At 35.5% G+C, this 19,374-nt stretch carries 23 protein-coding genes; 16 read left to right on the top strand and 7 right to left on the bottom strand.

Annotated features, from left to right (window positions below; all coding sequences use genetic code 11):
• Positions 1–217: 217 nt before the first annotated feature.
• The 10 genes from UH1x_RS08530 to UH1x_RS08485 all read left to right on the top strand — a co-directional run bounded on the left by UH1x_RS08530 (position 218) and on the right by UH1x_RS08485 (position 7,191).
• Entirely contained in the window at positions 218–2,833 is a 2,616-nt protein-coding gene (locus tag UH1x_RS08530) for a M14 family metallopeptidase (RefSeq protein ID WP_482626188.1), read from the top strand.
• A gap of 265 nt (positions 2,834–3,098) precedes the next feature.
• Positions 3,099–3,860: a hypothetical protein gene (locus UH1x_RS08525; protein ID WP_482626187.1), complete on the top strand. Its 762-nt coding sequence runs from the start codon at positions 3,099–3,101 to the stop codon at positions 3,858–3,860.
• 438 nt (positions 3,861–4,298) lie between these two features.
• The gene (locus UH1x_RS08520) at positions 4,299–4,475 is read left to right on the top strand and encodes a hypothetical protein (protein ID WP_299318171.1); all 177 of its coding nucleotides are present in this window, start codon (positions 4,299–4,301) and stop codon (positions 4,473–4,475) included.
• A gap of 9 nt (positions 4,476–4,484) precedes the next feature.
• Entirely contained in the window at positions 4,485–4,754 is a 270-nt protein-coding gene (locus UH1x_RS08515; RefSeq protein WP_482626186.1) for a hypothetical protein, read from the top strand.
• 41 nt (positions 4,755–4,795) lie between these two features.
• Positions 4,796–5,353 carry a hypothetical protein gene (locus tag UH1x_RS08510; RefSeq protein WP_482626185.1) on the top strand — a complete coding sequence of 186 codons (558 nt, stop codon included), beginning with the start codon at positions 4,796–4,798 and terminating at the stop codon, positions 5,351–5,353.
• A gap of 5 nt (positions 5,354–5,358) precedes the next feature.
• Positions 5,359–5,751, top strand: coding sequence for a hypothetical protein (locus UH1x_RS08505; RefSeq protein WP_482626184.1), 393 nt, complete (start codon positions 5,359–5,361; stop codon positions 5,749–5,751).
• A complete protein-coding gene (locus UH1x_RS08500) occupies positions 5,699–5,995 on the top strand; it encodes a CPBP family intramembrane glutamic endopeptidase (protein WP_482626183.1) in 297 nt (98 codons plus the stop codon). Before UH1x_RS08505 ends, UH1x_RS08500 begins: the two co-directional genes overlap by 53 nt.
• A gap of 21 nt (positions 5,996–6,016) precedes the next feature.
• Positions 6,017–6,259: a hypothetical protein gene (locus tag UH1x_RS08495; protein WP_482626182.1), complete on the top strand. Its 243-nt coding sequence runs from the start codon at positions 6,017–6,019 to the stop codon at positions 6,257–6,259.
• Between the two features lie 44 nt (positions 6,260–6,303).
• Entirely contained in the window at positions 6,304–6,492 is a 189-nt protein-coding gene (locus tag UH1x_RS08490; RefSeq protein WP_482626181.1) for a hypothetical protein, read from the top strand.
• 132 nt (positions 6,493–6,624) lie between these two features.
• Positions 6,625–7,191, top strand: coding sequence for a TlpA family protein disulfide reductase (locus UH1x_RS08485; protein ID WP_482626180.1), 567 nt, complete (start codon positions 6,625–6,627; stop codon positions 7,189–7,191).
• A 59-nt stretch (positions 7,192–7,250) separates the two neighbouring features.
• On the opposite strand, the gene UH1x_RS08480 is transcribed toward UH1x_RS08485, so the two are convergent.
• A complete protein-coding gene (locus UH1x_RS08480; RefSeq protein WP_482626179.1) occupies positions 7,251–7,697 on the bottom strand; it encodes a PepSY-like domain-containing protein in 447 nt (148 codons plus the stop codon).
• A 172-nt stretch (positions 7,698–7,869) separates the two neighbouring features.
• On the opposite strand from UH1x_RS08480, the gene UH1x_RS08475 reads away from it, so the two are divergent.
• From UH1x_RS08475 to UH1x_RS08455, 5 genes are all read left to right on the top strand, one after another.
• A complete protein-coding gene (locus tag UH1x_RS08475) occupies positions 7,870–8,547 on the top strand; it encodes a response regulator transcription factor (RefSeq protein ID WP_036150733.1) in 678 nt (225 codons plus the stop codon).
• Between the two features lie 12 nt (positions 8,548–8,559).
• The gene (gene porY / locus UH1x_RS08470; RefSeq protein ID WP_482626178.1) at positions 8,560–9,834 is read left to right on the top strand and encodes a PorY family sensor histidine kinase; all 1,275 of its coding nucleotides are present in this window, start codon (positions 8,560–8,562) and stop codon (positions 9,832–9,834) included.
• A 93-nt stretch (positions 9,835–9,927) separates the two neighbouring features.
• Positions 9,928–10,812 (top strand): SdiA-regulated domain-containing protein, encoded by an 885-nt coding sequence (locus UH1x_RS08465; protein ID WP_482626177.1) that lies wholly within the window; start codon positions 9,928–9,930, stop codon positions 10,810–10,812.
• A gap of 3 nt (positions 10,813–10,815) precedes the next feature.
• Positions 10,816–11,172 carry a hypothetical protein gene (locus UH1x_RS08460; RefSeq protein ID WP_482626176.1) on the top strand — a complete coding sequence of 119 codons (357 nt, stop codon included), beginning with the start codon at positions 10,816–10,818 and terminating at the stop codon, positions 11,170–11,172.
• Positions 11,099–11,515, top strand: a complete 417-nt coding sequence (locus UH1x_RS08455; protein WP_482626175.1) for a TVP38/TMEM64 family protein — start codon at positions 11,099–11,101, stop codon at positions 11,513–11,515. The genes UH1x_RS08460 and UH1x_RS08455 overlap by 74 nt, the downstream gene beginning before the upstream one ends.
• On the opposite strand, the gene UH1x_RS08450 is transcribed toward UH1x_RS08455, so the two are convergent.
• Positions 11,512–12,564 carry a phosphotransferase enzyme family protein gene (locus tag UH1x_RS08450; RefSeq protein ID WP_482626174.1) on the bottom strand — a complete coding sequence of 351 codons (1,053 nt, stop codon included), beginning with the start codon at positions 12,562–12,564 and terminating at the stop codon, positions 11,512–11,514. The two genes, UH1x_RS08455 and UH1x_RS08450, sit on opposite strands and share 4 nt — an antisense overlap.
• Before the next feature lie 181 nt (positions 12,565–12,745).
• Here UH1x_RS08450 and UH1x_RS08445 point away from each other — a divergent pair, with 181 nt between their 5' ends.
• Complete coding sequence (locus tag UH1x_RS08445; RefSeq protein ID WP_482626173.1) at positions 12,746–13,300, top strand: hypothetical protein; 555 nt, start codon at positions 12,746–12,748, stop codon at positions 13,298–13,300.
• Between the two features lies 1 nt (position 13,301).
• Here UH1x_RS08445 and UH1x_RS08440 read toward each other — a convergent pair whose 3' ends face one another.
• Genes UH1x_RS08440 through nirB form a run of 5 tightly spaced genes read right to left on the bottom strand, consistent with a single transcriptional unit; the run spans position 13,302 to position 19,289 of the window.
• Positions 13,302–13,886: a precorrin-2 dehydrogenase/sirohydrochlorin ferrochelatase family protein gene (locus UH1x_RS08440; protein WP_482626172.1), complete on the bottom strand. Its 585-nt coding sequence runs from the start codon at positions 13,884–13,886 to the stop codon at positions 13,302–13,304.
• Positions 13,873–15,723: an ATP-binding protein gene (locus tag UH1x_RS08435; RefSeq protein ID WP_482626171.1), complete on the bottom strand. Its 1,851-nt coding sequence runs from the start codon at positions 15,721–15,723 to the stop codon at positions 13,873–13,875. Before UH1x_RS08435 ends, UH1x_RS08440 begins: the two co-directional genes overlap by 14 nt.
• A gap of 23 nt (positions 15,724–15,746) precedes the next feature.
• Entirely contained in the window at positions 15,747–16,337 is a 591-nt protein-coding gene (locus tag UH1x_RS08430) for a DUF4202 domain-containing protein (RefSeq protein WP_482626170.1), read from the bottom strand.
• A gap of 21 nt (positions 16,338–16,358) precedes the next feature.
• On the bottom strand, positions 16,359–16,736 hold the full coding sequence (nirD, locus tag UH1x_RS08425; protein WP_482626169.1) for a nitrite reductase small subunit NirD: 378 nt from the start codon (positions 16,734–16,736) through the stop codon (positions 16,359–16,361).
• 36 nt (positions 16,737–16,772) lie between these two features.
• On the bottom strand, positions 16,773–19,289 hold the full coding sequence (gene nirB / locus UH1x_RS08420; protein ID WP_482626168.1) for a nitrite reductase large subunit NirB: 2,517 nt from the start codon (positions 19,287–19,289) through the stop codon (positions 16,773–16,775).
• Positions 19,290–19,374 lie beyond the last annotated feature (85 nt).

Raw genomic sequence — 19,374 nt, 5'->3', positions numbered from 1 at the left:
ATGTCTTCACAGAAATAGGTACTAGAAAGTAGTGAAGACGACTTTTAAAAAAGTATTACTTAGATTTCAACAATCAGAAAATCATTTCCTCAACAATACACCCACCAGATCACGCAATCAGAAATTAACATTTCTTTTAACACAATCTTTCTTGGATAGATTTACCCAACTCTGTTCTATTTCTTAATTTACTAGTTCAAACAAACTAATTCTAAAAATGACTACAAAAAACTCTTGGTACAAGGCGGCGTTGCTGACCTTTGTACTAGCCATTTCGTGCATATCTGTGACGATGGCGCAAACCGTACCTTCACCAGAAGATGTTTATGGTTTTAAGGTAGGTACCGACTACAAACTGGCAGACTACAGCCAAATTGAAGACTACCTTTCTCAATTAGATGCATCTTCTAAGCGTGTAAAAAAAGTAGAAATAGGGACTACTGTACTAGGTAGAAAAATGTACATTCTATTTATTTCTAGTGAAGACAATCTTAAGGATTTAGACAAGTGGAAAGACATTAGCACCAAACTTGCCAGAGTACAAGTTTCTAATGAAGAAGCCATGAAATTGTCTGAAGAGGGCAAAGCTATCGTATGGATTGATGGAGGAATGCACTCTACTGAATTGGCGCATGGGCAAATGACTTCTGAATTTGCATATACTTTGGCTACCTCTGAAACTACGGAAATAAAGAAAATCAGGGAAAATGTAATCACCATTTTAATGCCTGTAATGAATCCTGATGGTTTGGATATTGTTGTAGACTGGTACAAGAAGAACTTAGGTACTGCTTATGAAACATCAAGACCTCCAATTTTATATCACTACTACATGGGTCATGATAATAACAGGGATTGGTTCATGAATACCATGCCAGAGACGTATAATGTTACTAAGATATTGTACAATGAGTGGTATCCACAGATTGTGTATAACCACCATCAATCTTCTCCATCTTGGACAAAAATATCGTTACCACCATATGCAGATCCTGTAAACCCAAGAATTCACCCAGCAATTACTGCTGGTGTTAGTGAGGTAGGTTCGGCAATGACCAAAAGATTTTCACTTGAGAACATGCCAGGTGCCATTGCAGATAATTTTTATACCATGTTCTGGAACGGTGGCGGGCGTACCGTGCCTTACTACCATAACATGATCGGTATCTTAACAGAAGTTGGTCATACTTCTCCAACACCAAGATTTTATGATCCAGAGAAATTACCTAAAACCGTTGCCGGTGGTACCCCAACCGATGGTACGGATATTATGTACCCGGATCCATGGAAAGGTGGCGAATCTCACTTTCGAGATGCGGTAGATTATATGTTGACCGCTACATGGGCAACGTTAGATTTGGCTGCCGATCGTAAGAGCAACTACCTATATAATATTTACAAAATGGGAGCTTCGGCAATCGAGAAGTCGAAAGAAGAAGGTCCGTTTGCATACGTAATCGGTAAAGATCAATGGGATGCTTTCGAGTCTGTAAACTTGGTAAATGTGTTGCTTAAAGGTGGAATCGAAATAGAGAAAACCACTAAAAGCTTTGAACTTAACGGTAAGAAATATGAGAAAGGCGCCTATGTAATTTACACGGCACAAGCATTTAGACCGTATTTGATGGATCTAATGGAAAAGCAAAATTACCCAACACGTTTTCAATATCCAGGTGGACCACCAGATACTCCGTATGACTTAGCAGGTTGGACATTACCTATGCAAATGGGAATAACGGTAGATAAAATTGCAAAACCTTTTGAGGTAGCTACAGAAAAGGTGTTGGATTCAGCTCCTTATTATGAAGGAGAAGTAAAAGGGAATGCTTCGTACGGGTATTTGTTAAGCGCTAACAGTAATGCATCGGTTATAGTAACCAACAAAGTATTAAATGCTGGTGGCACGGCTTATAAAACAAAAGCATCATTTAAATCAGGGAAAACAACATATCCGGCAGGTGCTTATATTGTTTCTGGCGGTAGTGCTTCAGTAGAAGGCCTAGCAGCTGAATATGGTTTAGAAGTAACAGGATTATCCGCAGAACCAAAAGTAGAAATGACAAAGGTTCACGCACCAAAAGTGGGCTTGTACAAATCTTGGGTCTCTAATATGGATGAAGGGTGGACACGTTTTATTATGGATGAATATTCGTTTGAAACAGATACGCTTCATGATACCGATATTCAAACAAAAGATTTATCGCAGTATGATGTATTGATCATACCATCGCAACGACCAAAGTCTATATTACATGGTAATTCTCCTTTAAAAATGCCAGAGAAGTTTACAGGTGGTATTGGTTTAGAAGGATCTGTAGCCTTAAGTAATTATGTAAAGAATGGTGGTACATTATTGGCTTTCGATGAAGCTAGTAACTATGTAATAGAACAATTTGGTTTGCCGTTGAAAGATGCTACCGAAGGTACTGATAGTAATGAATTCTTTATTCCGGGGTCATTAATAAAAACAGGAATAGATACAACGCATCCGTTAGCATTTGGAATGCAAGACACGGTAGCGGTATCTTTTAATAAAAGTCGTGCATTTGTAATTGACAAGCAATCTAAAAAAGGAGAAGGCGGTACAGAAGATATTAAAGATGCGCCGGCACCAAATGTTGAGGTCATTGCCAATTATGCACCCAAAGATTTATTGATGAGTGGTTGGGCAATGGGCGAGAAAAAGTACATTGCAAAAAAGCCAGCTATGGTAAAAGCAACATACGGGAAAGGTTCTGTTGTTTTGTTTGCTTTTAGACCGCAGTTTAGAGCGCAACCAAGAGGAACTTATAAACTTATTTTCAACTCCATTTTTGAAGGAGCGGCAGAATAGTCTATTGATGAGAAATCTAATCATATACAGGCACAGTCGAAATTAGTTTAGAGCAAGTCGTGCAAAATTTTCTAATAAAATGCCCATCAAATTTTGATGGGCATTTTTCTTTTTTAAAAACTTTAAAATAAAAATAATCGTACAAATACCGTGGCTATTGACTTGAGGTGAATATTACGGAAAACCGTAATATAATTGGTGCAATAATTTTAAAATCTGTTGGTTAAATAAAGACCTAACAAATAAATTAAAACCAAAATCACCAATGAAAACATTTAATCAATTACTAGTACTTTCTTCTATTGCAGTATTTAATTTTAGCTGTGAAAAATCAACATCAGAAGAGTTTGAAGAAGTAAACGGAAATGTAGAAACTAAGCTAATAAGTTCTATTGATGTAGCATCTGCAGTAGATACAGAAGACAACGCAAATATTTTATTTTCGTATAATAATGATTTACAGTTGACATCAATTTTTGACGGAACGGAAACAACCAATTTTACCTACGAAGATGGTGATCTTAGTAATGTAACGGGCAATGTAGAAAACGGTAATGTAGAAGAATTGTACGAATCTCCTTATGATGCTTTTGAAACCGGACAAATTGAGGAGTATGATGATAACGGTAACCCATCTGTAATTAAATTTATTGAGTACGATTATGATTATATGACAGGAGAAGAGGAAGTAGTGTATTACACAGCGGAAATCTCTTATGATGACAAGCCAAATCCGTTTTACAAAACTGCGGAAGCAGCAGGTATGATAGCTGTATTAGATCAAATTAAATTAAACTTTGCAGAGGCGCCGCAAGCAGAAGAAATTGTAAGAGCAAAAGCTTTGTTCCCAAACAATAATCCGTCGCAAGTAGTTTATAAAAATGAGGAAGGTGAAATAGAATATACCATTAATATGTCATACACCTATGATGGTGATTACCCAACAGCAGCAACCGTATCTTCGGCTTCAGCAGATGGTAGTGACAGTGAAACATATTTAACCACCTTCACTTATGTACGTGACTAAGGAAATTGAAAATTTTTTAGATATTAGAAAGCAGCCTTAAAAGGCTGCTTTCTTGGTTTTTAGGTAATTTTTATTCAATAAGATGCTATTGGTTTTAAAAAACTGATTTCTGTATTTCCTAATAAAATGTTAAATTGATGCTGCCCTTAATATTAGTATACTAAAGTTCCCCCAGAATAGATTAGTGTTACTATTTATTATTGGGCTTTTTTTATTGTTAAAGACAACCCAAAGATTTTTGTCTCTAATTACCTCATTCAAGTAAAAACATCTAAAGCTACGTTCAAGAAAACCTACTGAATTAGCAGCGTAACATTGAAAATTCTAAAAATTCAATTAACTTTAAAAGGTAAATGTCCTATCAGGATATTTATCGGCACAGAATTCAAAGAATAGTATTAAATTAGGCAAGCACTATATAAAATGCATTTGTAAATAATGGCAAAGATTGAAATTAAAGGTTCCCCCGAAGAGCTAGAAAGAGTAGCTACTTTTTTAGCAAACAATAATGTGAAATTTGATATCGTAAATGACTATGGTAATCACTCTCTAGATGATTTAGATAAGTATGAGCATTTAAAAACTAGGTTCTCTGACCCAGTGCCAGAAAAATAACCCAGATCCATGAAAGGCTTACAACAAATAAAATCTGAAATTGAATTATTAACGAGTTCTAGTAACAAAACCGAACTAGAAGTAGTAGATGCATTACATAAGTATTATTTCAATAAAGCGGTAACGGCAGAGATCAAACTTTATAAGAAGAAAAAGAAAAAGGTAGCTCAAATAACCAAAGACCTTAAAATTAGTCACCGTAGATTCTACAAAATCTTGGAAGATAAAAAGGTAGAATTCACCAAATACAATAAGTCCAAGGAAGAAGTGGAAGAGTAGATTTTCTTTTGGCAGATTCATTCGCTATAATTATCAAAAAAATGAGAGTTATAAAGTACATGCAAGTATTTCTTATTTCTACTTGGATGTCTCAAGCTGCCTATTCTCAAAAAGTAGTAGTAAAAACTCAAATACAAACTACAGTTGATATTGAATGCAATGATGATGGTTGTTTTGGCAGTTATTATGGCAAAGAATTTATAGACGGTTCAGATGTAGCTCATCAGTTCTCTAACACCATGTCGGCTAAAGTAGGAGATAAATTAAAGGAACTCTATTTTAAAGATACATGCGTAAAAGTAGATTTTGAGAATATAGAGATGTCTACCAAGGGCATGGGTTCTGGTATGGTGAGTTATGAGCTGAAAATTCCATTTGTTATGGTGGATACAAAATGTGATGCCTATACGTCTTTTGATCATGTTGGTGGCTGGAATCATACACCATCTTTACCCAGAAGAAAGAAGGAATTAAGTTCTCTTTTAATGCCTGGCGAGTCTTTAGATATCAGTAAGCTAAAAACGACCACTGAAGGACTACAGGAATATTGGATTCAATGGAAGAACAAAACTACACAACATAACTGTAACCAAAACTAAACCATATGGCATTTCAGAAAAGAGAGCTAGTAATTGCATCACCTTTTTTGATCATTGCCGTGAATTTTGCGGTTGCTTTTGGCTTTGGTGAATTTATGGGAAAATGGGCATTTATACCCATGATTCTTATAGGTTGGGCACTTTGGTTGTTCTTTATAGTTAAATACGGAGGAAAAGAATCAATTACCAATTGGTTAAAGAAAGCTAAAGGAGTTTTAGGTTGGAAATTATTTGCGGTAATTGTCGGATTGATTCCGTTACCCCTTTTTCTAATGCACTATCAATTGTTAAATCATTGGACCATTTGGTTACCTTGGATTCTACTTGCAATATTTAATCCCTTTATTGAAGAGTTTTACTGGCGCGGACTATTTAGACTATACCAAAACATGGTCTAATTGGTCTTCTGTGTTGTTTACGGGAGTACTATTTGCCATTAATCATGCAGCATTCGGAGTCAATTCAGTCGTAAATAGCGGATTTGAATTGGTAATCTCTACCCTAATTATGGGTGTCGTTTGGGCGTGGGTTTATAAAAAGACAAACAGCTTACGTTGGACCATCTTCTCTCATTTTTTAGTGGATTTTCTTGGCGTTTCAGTAGCAGCTTTCTTAGATTTATATGAGAAAGGAAACTGGTGATAAAATTTTAATTTAACGAATATGAATCAAGAATCACTCTCTAAACTAAGTAACGAAGAACTACTTAAAAAGTATACAGCCGCTAAAACTATGGTTTGGCTCCTGGCAATTGTTTTAACCGGAGTTTTACTCTTTTTTATCTACGTTTCAATACAAGATGGACTTACTCCGTTATTGGCAGTTCCGCTAGCGTTATCAACCATCATTCCTTTGAATGTAAAGAACATGAATGCGTTTAAAAAGGAATTGGACTCTAGAAAATAAGTGTTCAATTTTTATCAAGTAATTAGAAAATAACATTAAATATTATGAGAAAAACACTGTCAATTATTGGAATGATATTAGCTTTAATAACCATCGCATACAGCTTTTTGGGTATGGGAGATACAGGACGATTCTTCGGTTATGAAATGGATATTTGGCTGTATCGCTTAGTTTGGCTTGCCTTGTTCGGGGTGATTTTAAATGGTTATTTAAAGGAGAGAAAGAATACCTGATTGTTCAAAAAATTGAACAATAGTATCATTTTGGGCACAATTGAAAGGAAAAAATGATAAAATAGTATTATTATATAAGCTTGTACGTAGATTTCCGTAATCAATCACCAAGTATTTCGACTCACACATTACATGAAAAAGCGAAAATTTAAAATCAGTGATATCATTTTTGTGGTGTTCATTTTGTTGTTGATAATTCCACAGACAAGAACGCCAATTCAGGTTGCCGTCAATAAACTGAAAGTAGCAATTTGGTCACCCAGTATTGAAGATGAAGAAGACCAAGATCAAGTTACACCATTTCAATATGCAGTAACTAATTTACAAGGCGATACCAAGAGTATTTCTGTAGGTAAAGGCAAGGTTACTTTTATCAGTTATTGGGCAACTTGGTGTCCGCCTTGTATTGCAGAATTACCAGGAATTCAAGAGTTGTATAAAAACTATGGAGACAAGGTCAATTTTATATTGTTGACTCAAGAAGAACCAGAAAAAGTGCAGCGGTTTATTGAAAAGAGAGGTTATGAATTACCTATTTATTTTCCACAAATGCAAGCTCCGGAAGTGTTGCAAGAAAATAGCATCCCTACCAATTATGTAATAGATGCTGCGGGGAAAATCATCATCAAAGAAACCGGCGCCGCAGATTGGAACAGTACAAAGGTGCGTAAGTTGCTAGATGGGTTGGTAGCTAATTAGCATAAAAAAAGCCGAAAAATGAATTCCGGCCTTTCCCACATCTCCCAATCAAAGAAACATTAATCAATCATCTCGCTAAGTACTTTTCCACTTTCGTTGAAAACCACATCTTTTTCGTCATTCCAACCTTTTTCAAGTTCTACATCATAAGTAGTAGACCCGTTAACAGTAGTTTTTTCAATAGAATCTACCTTATATCCGGCATAGTTACGGGCAATTACAGATGTAATAGCTTGTGGTAAATCTGCTGAGGTAATTTCGTGTTCCGCTCTAGTTGCTTTTCCATCTGTAGCATACCAAATTTCATGTTCCAGTCTATTATTGTCAAATTCAACCTTGTAAGATTGTCCGTCCAATTCCCATTCTACATCACTTGCCTGTGGGTAATGCTGCTTAAAACTCTGTCTTAAATTTACGGGTACAGAATTAGGGTTAATATCTTGTGCAAAAATTGTAAATACACCAAGCACTGTAAATGCCCCTGTTATTAAATTTCTATTTTTCATTATCAGTTAATTTTTAAATTCTCTTCAAAGAAAAGGTCCAAAACTAGAAGAAATTGGGAATTACTTTTTCCACATTAATTTTAACAGGTAATTAGTACAGCACCATTATTCCCATATCTTTCTAGAATTCTTTTATATTGTTGTAGCAAACAACAATACCATAAATAATACCATGAAGATTCTAATTATAGAAGACGAACCGCAAATGATGGAGAACATGAGACATACATTGGAGCGCGAGCAGTATATGGTAGAAACAGCTGCAGATTTTGCAACCGCCAGTACTAAAATTGGCGTGTATGAATATGATTGTATTCTGTTAGACATTACACTGCCAGATGGTAACGGTCTAGCACTTTTAAAACAATTGAAAGAACAGGGTAAAGATGATGGAGTCATTATAGTTTCTGCAAAAGACTCTTTAGATGACCGTATAAAAGGTCTTAACTTAGGGGCAGATGACTACTTGCCCAAACCTTTTCATATGGCAGAATTGCATGCACGGGTAAAGGCAATTGTACGCCGTAGAACTTTTGATGGTAATAAACTCATAGAAATAGGCAACGTTACCATTGACCCAGAAAGTAGAAATGTTTATATCGATAAAAAGGAAATTGCACTCAACCGAAAAGAGTACGATGTGCTTTTATATATGATTTCTAACAAAACACGTTTGGTGACCAAAACCGCCTTGGCAGAACATGTTTGGGGAGACCATATTGATCAAGCAGATAGCTTTGACTTTATCTATTCTCAAATTAAAAACTTGCGTAAAAAACTTTCAGATGCCATGGCTAGTATAGAGATAGAAGCCGTTTATGGTGTAGGTTATAAACTTCAGGTCAAATAAATTGTAGCATTTATGAAATTGTTAAACCATACTACAAAATATTTTGCATTGTTGCTCATAGTACTTATTTCTGTATGGGCGGTAATCTTCTACTTTGCTATGATAGATGAGGTGTATGATAGTTTAGATGATGGTTTGGAAAACCAAAAGCAATTAATTATTAGAGCGGTAAACGACAATCCCAGTTTATTGCAGGACGCGGAATTTGGAGTCAATAATTATACGATTAAAAAGACCCGTGTTACCACAAATGCCAAGTTTATAGATAGTTATAGAGACACATTAATGTACATGCAGAACGAAGATGAGTACGAACCTATTCGTATGCTTGAAAGTACTTTTTTGCAAGACGGTAATTACTACAAGATAAAGCTCATTACCTCTATGGTAGAAGAAGATGATCAAATAGAAAATTTATTTACCTACTTGGTAGGTCTTTACTTGGTATTGATTTTGAGTATTGTAGTGCTTAATAACCTGGTCATGAAAAAAGTATGGAAACCTTTCTATACCCTAATTGATAGGTTAAAGGGCTTTCGGATAGAGAAAGACGACCCTATTAAATCTGAACAGACCGCTATAGACGAGTTTAATTTGTTGAACCAAAGTGTAGAACGGTTAACAGAGAAATCTAGAGATAGTTATGTAGCACAAAAAGAATTCATTGAGAACGCTGCTCATGAATTACAGACCCCGCTTGCTATAGCTATTAACAAATTGGAGTTGTTATTAGAAAAAAATGAATTATCTGGTTTACAGTCTCAAGAAGTGGGTGGTGTATTAGATAACCTTACCCGATTAACCCGACTTAATAAATCTTTATTGTTGCTTTCAAAAATTGATAATCGCCAGTATTTAGAGGAAGAGCAGGTAGATTTTAACCGACTTATTGAAAATGTTGCGGCAGATTTTTTAGACTTTGCTACGCATAGAGAGATTCATTTAAATGTAATTTCAAATGCTACAGTAAACTATACAATGAATACTGATCTGGCGGTAATCATGATAACCAACTTGATTAAAAATGCCATAGTACATGGTAATAAAGGAAAAAAAGTAACGATTACGATAGATACAGATCAAATAAGCATCAACAATTTTGGTCAAGAAAAAGCCATAGACGGCAACAGTCTTTTTACACGGTTCAAGAAAGTTTCTACAGATAGCCGCTCAACAGGTTTAGGACTTGCTATAAGCAAGGCAATAGCAGATAAATACCAGCTACAACTAAAATATGCTTTTACCCAACAGCATAATTTTATGATAATTTTTCCTCCAAGTCGTTAAGGTTTTTATAAAAATAGATGTCATACTATTTCTTCCCATTTCTTTACAGATTTGAAGGCTACCTTTATCTAAATTGTTTTAAATAATGGAAATATGACAACTACAAATAAGACATTTAGTATGGCAAAAATCAAATTTTGGACCATAGCGGTTATCGTTTTAGGGATGAGTTTTCTGTTTATGAACTTTAGAGATTGGTTACCGTATGATAGTGCAGATAAGGTAGCTTATGAAATATCTGGCCGATGGGAGCTACCGGCAGAATTGCGCGAAGTTTCCGGTATTTCTTGGATGGATGAAAATCAAATAGCCGCAATACAAGATGAAGACGGGATCATATTTATCTATGATTTGGAGAAGAAAAAAGTAGTAGAGGAAATTGAATTTGATGGTGCCGGTGATTATGAAGGTCTGGCAATTGAAGGGAATAACGCTTATGTACTTGAAAGTGATGGAACCATTACAGTAATTACTAATTTTTTAAATAATGACAGAAAGGTAACTACATACGAGACCAAGTTCAATGAAAAGAACAATATGGAAAGCCTGTGGTTAGATCTGCCGGGAAATCAGTTATTGGTAATGCCTAAAGACCGTGATATAAATTCGGATAATATAAAGGGTATTTATGCTTTCTCTTTAGATGAATATAAATTGGGGTATACACCAGTTATGCATTTAAATATGGATGATGAGGTTTTGAAGCACTTTCGAGAGAAAAAGGTATACAAGAATTTTCGCCCTTCAGATATTGCAATACATCCACATACAAAAGAAATTTATATGTTGGAAGGTTCCAAGCCTAAACTTTTGATTTTAGATGAAAATGGAGTAGCTAAAAAGGGATATGGCCTTGACAAGAAAATTTTTCCACAGCCAGAAGGCATTACTTTTAGTCCCAATGGTGATCTATACATTTCTAGTGAAGGTAAAAAAGACGGTATCGGTACGATAACCAGATTAAAATTATTGCTTTAATATATGTCAGATAACAAAAACACTACATCTAAAAGCAAATTGCCATTATATATTTCAATTGGTCTTTTGGTGGTTTTGGTGGCATGTTATTTTTTGGTGCCCAGCGTAAAAGAATTTTTAGATGAGGCATGGTCCGTGTTGACCAGTGATGATGAGGAACGCATACAAAAATGGGTGGCAGACTTTGGGTGGTTTGGACCCTTTGCACTCGTTTTGACTATGGTAGCGCAATTATTTTTACTGGTGGTGCCCAGCCTTTTGTTAATGGTTGTTTCGGTATTGGCATATGGTCCAATTTGGGGTAGCGTCATTATTTGCCGCTTCTACAGTAGGTTATTTTATAGGAAGCTATTTTGGTGATGCCATGGTAAAAAGAATTATAGGTAATAAATCAGAGGAGAAAGTAGCGTCCTTTTTAGATGATTATGGGTTTTGGGCGGTAATTGTTACACGTTTAAATCCGTTTTTATCCAATGATGCCATTAGTTTTGTAGGTGGCGTGTTGAGTATGGGCTATTGGCGTTTTATGGGTGCCACCATAGTAGGTATTTTACCACTAACAGTTTTCATTGCTGTCTTCGGTAAAAATATAGAAGACCTAAAAATGGGTTTATTATGGGGTTCTATAGTAAGTGTACTAATTTTTGGAATTTATGTTTGGTGGGATAAGCATAGAAAACAAAAGAAAAAATCTAATTCCTAACCTAGGCTACTTTTAATACAAGCTGCCGTAAAATCTTTCTTACTGAGTGCCTTTTCAGCAAAATCAAAAAGGCTTAAGCAACGGTCTAAATTCTGATTCTCGTAAGTAACTTTGTAATATTTGTTATTGTTCAGGTAGTCGGTCAATGCACGTAAACCATGAATAAATGGCATAAAAACAACACCTAAGGGTAAGCTGTCTTTATCTTCGGTCTTTAAAAATGAACTATTAACAGCTAAACCATCAAGAAAAGCTTTAAATAATGATTCATCAAAGTTTATGAGTTTATGGTTTTGCTCATCTTCAGGTGCATTGTTAACTACAGTTCTTATAGCATCACCAAAATCATAGAAGAAATAGCCTTTCATAATGGTGTCCAGGTCAATAAGGCACAATGCTTTATTGTTGGTTTCTGAGAATAGGATGTTATTTAACTTGGTATCGTTATGACAAATTCTAACAGGTAAGTCGCTAATATTAAGGTCTTCAAGTTCAGTTAAGAAAAGATGAGCTTTATTAATGGCATGTTCGGCAATTTGTTTTTTCTGTGCATCTGCATTTGCAAGTGCTTCATTAAACTCTTGTTTTCTATGGTTCAGATTGTGAAATTTTGGCAACGTATCTTTAACTATAGAAGGGTCCACGTCTTTTAATAAACTATGAAAACGACCCACAATACGACCCGCTTCAAAAGCAATAGTATTATCTGTAGTTGTGTTATATGTGGTACTGTTAGGTATATAAGTCATCATTCTCCATAGACCATCATTTTTCTTTAAAGAATGTTCTCCATTTTTTGTTTGTAAAAAAGTGATTTGTGCATAATCATCTGCATTCAAAAATGGGAGGGTATAGCTAATGTTATCCATTAGTATTTCTGCATTTTTAAATATAAGAGTGTTTACTTTCTGAAGGATATACTGTTGACCATCCTCCTCCGTAACCAAATACGTGTCATTAATGAGTCCGCTAGTCAAGGGTGACCATTTTAATGAATTTCCGTTAAGGTTGAATTCAATCAGTATTTTTTGGATGGATTCTTTAGTCATTTTTTAACACTAAGATTCAGTTTTTAAAGGTATGTAAAACTTGTGCTTTGTGTTGAACAAACTTAGTAGCCACAAACAGTATTTAATAAGAATTTTCTTTATTTTGTGCAGTTGGCCTAATTATAATACGATTTTCAAATTATCGCAGTTAATAACTAAACCAATCAAATTTCCCCCAAGAATGAGTAATATTAAAACCTGCCTAAAAGTTGTTGTATTTTTATTTACAACCACTACCGTACAAGCACAATGCGAAGTTTTTAAAAGTGAAATCAGCGATGTACAACGTTATATGTCGCAATTTAGTCAGCTCTCAGATTCATTGAGTACCGCTGTTGAAACTGCTTCTTTTGATGCCTCTATTAGTAAGGCAAGAAAAAGCACAAAAGCTGCAATGTTGTTAATGGGTCAGGCAGTTAATGCAGCAGATGAAGCTGTAATTTTAGCATCAGAAGCTCAATATGATTCACAAACTTGTGGTTTACAAGACGCCATGAGTTATACGATTGATGCCGAAAGACATACTATTGATTCTCGTGATTTTTCTACCGAAGCTTTTGAGAATGTAAAAAATGCCGCAAAGGCAAACAACTTGGGTAACTTACAGTTTTACATGCGCAAAGCGCAAAGGCTTATGCGAGAAGCACAAGAGTCTGCAGATTCAGCAGTATATGCAGCAGACAATGCGCATTATAGCTGTAGCCATGACGTTGCCCATCTTAGTTTTGAGAACTAAATCACTCCTCTTTCTTATTTACTAAACCTTTGGTAAACTCATTTAAGGTTTCCACTTTTTCTTCGAAATCTCCTTTGATGGTTTTTCTAAACTCGTTGAGGTTTTTAACCAGGTCGTCTATATTTTCTGGAATAACATCCTCAAAAAATTGACGCAATCTTTTGGCGGTAGTAGGTGATTTTCCATTGGTGGAAATCGCCACTTTTACATTGCCCTTAGTAACAATGCCGCCCATATAGAAATCGCAAAAAGGAGGATTGTCGGCCACGTTCACTAATATTTGTCTTTCCCTACAATCATGATATACCTGCTCATTTACCGGTACATTATCTGTGGTTGCTATGGCAATATTTTTCCCTTTCAAATAAGAAACATCATAGGTTGCCACATTCATTTTTATATTGAACTTGTTGGCCAATGCAATAGTTTCTTCCCTAAACATTGGGGAAACCATTTCAACTAGTGCGGTAGGACTTGACTTTAATAAAAAAGTCAATTTTTCTAAGGCAACATTGCCTCCGCCAACAATTAAAATCTGAAGGTTAGATACTTTTAAAAATACGGGGTAAAGCTCATTCCGTTCCATTTGCAATTTTATTTTCTTCTGTTTTATAGTTGATGGTAACACGTGTACCTTTTCCAAGTTCAGAGTTTATAAATAAACGACCATTAATATAGTCGATACGTTCTTTCATAAAAAACAGCCCCATACCTCCTTCACTATTATTTTTTGGTAGTTTTCCTAAAATAGAATCATCAAAACCTTTGCCATCATCATCTATGACTACACTTAAAATTGGATAGGAGTAATTTAAGGTAACCAAAATATAATTTGCTTCTGCATATTTTATGGCATTATTAACCGCTTCTTGGGTAACACGATAAATATTGGTTTCAGCTAGCGAATCAAACCTAATATTGGCGTCGGTCTTATTTTTAAACAGAACGGTTTTTCCTGTAAGTTTAGACAGCTCTGTAGTCATTTTATGTATTGCAGGGAAAATGCCGTGATCACTTAATTCTGGTGGAGTTAAGTTAAATGTGGCCGTTCTGACCCCTTTTATAAGATCAGATGTTAGCCCTTTTAGATAGGCTATTTTTTCTCCGGTTTTAGCCTGGTCTTCAATATCTATAGATTCAATATTAAACTTTAAAGCGGTTAGCATTTGACCTATACCATCATGAATATCTTTGGCAATACGCTTTCTTTCCTCTTCCTGACCTTCTACGATTTGGCTTGCTTGCACCTTTTTTTGCTGCATGCGCTCCTCAAAATTCAGCTTGGTCAATTGCTGTACCTTAAGCTGGTTTTCTTTACGCTCGGTTATATCTGAACATAAAATTAAAATGTCTTGCTCTAAAGAAGACTGGTGCATGGGTACAATAGACATATCTAACCAAAGATTGGTGCCTTTGGCATTCACTATTTGTAACTCTTCTGTACGGATAACGTTTTTTCTATTGATTTTCAACACCTCTTTTAAGTAGGATTGCTGTCCTTCTTCGGTGGTCAATATTTCAGAAATAGGTTTGTTTACAGGTGTGGTCTCAAGACCTAAAAGGTCAAGAAACTTTTTACTTATAAATACGATACTACCGTCTTTACGAATGCTGGCAAATAGCGCGGCGTTATCTATTACGAAATTTAGTTCTTGCAATTCTTTTAATGAGCGCTCTTTTTCATCATATAAGTTTTGAATCTTTTCTAATTGCCCTTTAGACTCTTCGTCTTTGCCAATAAGGTGTCCAATAGTATTTTTAATTTGGATGGATAAGGGTCTGAAGATTACAAAAATCTCTAGCAGAAGAATTAGTAAAGAAAAAGCAAGAAGCCAGTATTCTTTTTGTTTTAGTTTTTGAAGCTGTTCATTGCTACGGGCATCATATTCGTTTACGATCTGATCCATAAGATTCAAAAAAGAACGTTCATTGTTGAGCAAAGCATCTAAGTCGTTTTGTTGTACAGATGCGTTAATATCTTGTTTATGGGTTGCAAGTACATGCTCTACTGCACTTACCATTGCCGAGTGGTGAGGGTCAAGTTTTTTAAATAAAGCTTGAACTTTAGGATCATCTTCATAAGGCAGATTAAAAGAGGCATCGCCCAGATGAAGACCTACATGAGATACTTTCCAAACTGCAAGGGTTTTCTCTATTTCAGAGAGCACCATCTTTTTGTCTTCTGGATTATTTAGTTCTTTTAAAAGTAAGGTCTCTTTAGTCAATTTTTGGCTAAAGGCACGTTGTCTACCTGCTATATTTATAAGTTCAGAATCACCAGATTGTGCCTTTAGGTGTAATTGAATAAGTACTTGGGCTATAATAACGGTCAGGGCAATGGCTGCCAATGCCAACAAATACCATTTTCGAATACGTATAAACGTAGCCGTGTCCAATGGTATATTTTGCTCATTATTGGCCATAAAAAATGAATAGTAACTAGTAATTAGGCTTGAAGTGCCTTTGTAATTAAATCTAAGGAAAATTTAGATAGCGGTAATTTTAATGCGGCCTCTTGGCCCTTAATAGACATTTTTCTCCATGTTTTCTGAAGGATATCTATGGTTTTGTCTTCCTCATGTTTATGTGCAAAAGGCTCAAAGTAAAACTCTAAGAATACCAAACAGATGACATCTTCCAATGCTTGTGTTTCTTCGTTTTTCTTCAGCTGTTTTTTCTCTAGAAGAAACTTGACATTATCAATGGTTTCGTCATCATAGCCTACATCTTCTAAAATAGAAGCAGCTTTCTTTGCATGAAATTTCTTTAATTCTTGGCGCCATCTTAAGTAGCCCTCACGATTCATTTCATAAGACTCTCGTGGTATTTCCCACCTACAGATATGTTGACATCTTGCGGTTAACCGTAAAGCTTCAGATGCTGCTGGGTCAAATTCGTTTAATCTTTCTGTCATTCTAATACCATAAAGTACTTCTTTTGGGTAGGTAGTACCTTCAAAAACTTCGGTATTTGGGTCTTGCTTATTGGCTTCATCAAAATGTTGAAATGCTACTAGTAATTTATCCGTGGTGGCCATAAGTCGTATGTTTACTCAAAACTATTCAGAAAAGCCAACATACACAAAATCATCTTCTATTTTAATAGGATATACTGCTATTGGGTCCAAATCACTATTTAAATTTTCGCCATTTTCTAATGAAAATGTCTTTTTGTGTAACGGACAGGCTACCATTGGTATACCCTTATGGTCACCAATCATACCTCTGCTTAAAACCATTTCTTGTTTTTCAGGAGAAAGGTTTTGGCAAGCATACCATGTATTTAGTCGTTCAAAATTAAATACAGCAATTTGTAAGTCTTTATATTTTACACAAGCGCCTCCATCTTTTGGAAACGCAGTAACTGGTGCTGCTTTAAACCAAACGGTTACTTCCTCTAGTTTTACGGTCTTATATTTATCTGAAATTATAGTCATTTTTTAAATCTTAGAAATTGGTTGTTTAAAACGTGGTTAGACCCATTTTTCTGGCATTTTTTGTTCTCTTAATGGAACAAAAACTAAATTGTCATCTTCTTCTTCACTGTTTACAAAGTGATTAAAACGCTTCATCATTTCTGGGTCGTTAATAGCTTGTGTCCATTCGCACTCAAACTTATTGACAAGCGTTTGCATTTCATTTTCTAAATCTTCTGCAATCCCTAATTTATCTTCAATAATTACTTCTTTTAAATAATTAAGACCACCTTCTAAACGCTCTTGCCATGCTGCTGTTCTTTGTAAAGGTTTTGCAGTACGCATGTATAGCATTAAGTAACGATCTATATATTTTATCACAGTTTCATTATCTATTTGTTCTGCAAATAACTCAGCATGTCTTGGTGTAGCGCCACCATTACCTCCAAGATATAAGTTCCAACCACCTTCGACAGCAATTAAACCAAAATCTTTTCCACGTGCTTCGGCACATTCACGAATACAACCAGAAACACCACCTTTAATTTTGTGTGGAGCACGTATTCCTCGGTATCTATTTTCCAATTCAATACCAAAACTTACACTTTCATCCATACCGTAACGACACCAAGTAGAACCCACACAAGTTTTTACTGTACGTAAAGATTTGCCGTAGGCGTGTCCGCTTTCAAAGCCATGATCAATTAAATCTTTCCAGATTAATGGCAATTGGTTTAAGGTAGCACCAAATAAATCGATACGTACACCACCAGTTACTTTGGTATATAAATCATATTTTTTAGCAATTTCTCCAAGAGCAATTAGCTTATCTGGTGTAATTTCTCCACCAGGAACACGAGGAACAACAGAATAGGTTCCATTACGCTGAATGTTTGCTAAGAATCGATCATTAGAATCTTGTATAGCATATTCTTTATTTGCAGTATCAGCATTTATACTCGCCATTAATGATGCTACAACCGGTTTACACAATTCGCAACCATGACCACCGTTTCCGTGGTTATCTAATACTTCATTAAAAGTTTTGTATCCTTTTACTTGTATTATTTTATATAAATCTTGTCTGTTTAAATCAAAATGTTCGCAAACTGTATCCTTAACTTCTATACCTAAAGATTTTAGAGTAGCCTCGGTAAGGTCTTTAACCATGGGCTTACATCCACCACAACCAGTACCTGCTTTAGTACAACTAACCACATCAGCTAAATCTTTAGACTCTCCACTTTCTATTGTGCCACAAATTTGTCCTTTGGTAACATTTTCACAAGAACATATTTGTGCTTCATCTGGTAAATCCATAACATCACCAAAAGAACCACCACCTTCACCAGCAGGTAAAATTAATTGTGCAGGATCCTCAGGGATAGCCATTCCATTTAAAAATATTTGGTGTAGCATGCTATAATCTGATGCATCACCAACTAGAATACCACCTAATAATGTTTTGCCGTCAAGACTTACATTTATTCTTTTATAAAGGTGTTTTGTTTTGTTTTCAAAAATAATAGAATGTCCTTTAGCTGCTGGCATAAAAGGCTCACCGAAACTTGCAACATCAACACCAATTAGTTTTAGTTTGGTGGACATGTCTATTGAAGCGGGCATTAGCGTTTCTTCTCCTAGAATTTGGTCTACAACAATACCTGCCATATCATAGCCAGGAGCTACTAATCCATATATCATTTGATTATAAAGAGCAATTTCGCCAATGGCGTATATATTACTGTCAGATGTTTGCATTTTGTTGTCCACAACGATACCACCACGAACACCAACTTCTAATCCCGAATTTTTTCCTAGTTCATCCCTTGGGCGAATTCCTGCAGAAACCACTAACATGTCAACATCCAAAACATCATCTTCTCCAAACTCCATTCCTGTAATGTATCCGTCATCCCCAAGAATTTGATTGGTTGCTTTGCTTAAATGAATGTTTAAACCGATAGACTCTAGTTTCAATTGTAATACCTGACTACTTCTAGAATCTAACTGTCTTGGCATTAATTTAGGTGCGAACTCTACAATATGAGGTTCCAGTCCCATGTCCATAACCGCTTTTCCAGCTTCCAGACCCAGAAGTCCGCCACCTAAAACAGCAGCTTTTGCATTTGGTTTCTTTGCTTTTATTTTAGCTGCGTAAGCCAACATGCCTTCTAAATCTTCAATAGTTCTATATACAAAAACACCTTCCTTCTCAACACCCTTAATAGGTGGTACAAAAGCAGATGATCCTGTTGCTAGAACCAGATAGTCATAAGAAAACGCTCTGTCTTTGGCTGTAGTTATGGTTTTGTTCGTTCTGTCGATGTCGGCAACGCGTTCATCTACGATAAGATCAATACCATTTTCTGTATACCATTCTGCCGGAGCCATTTCCAAGGCTTTAGCATCTTGGTTTTCGAAAAACTCACTTAAGTGAACTCTGTCATACGCAGGTCTTGGCTCTTCACCAAAAACAATAAGTTTAAATTGTTTGCTTTCCTCCTTAGCTACAAATTTCTCACAGAATTTGTATCCTACCATTCCATTACCGACAACTAGTATAGTTTTCATACCCTTATTATTTATGCTACACAGCAATATTACGTATAAATACGTACATATTCTATGATTATACCAAAATAAATACGTATTCTTG

This window comes from Maribacter sp. UH1, from assembly GCF_056839145.1.
The sequence above is the reverse complement of the archived record's forward strand: the minus strand, read 5'-3'. Positions and strand labels throughout refer to the sequence as shown.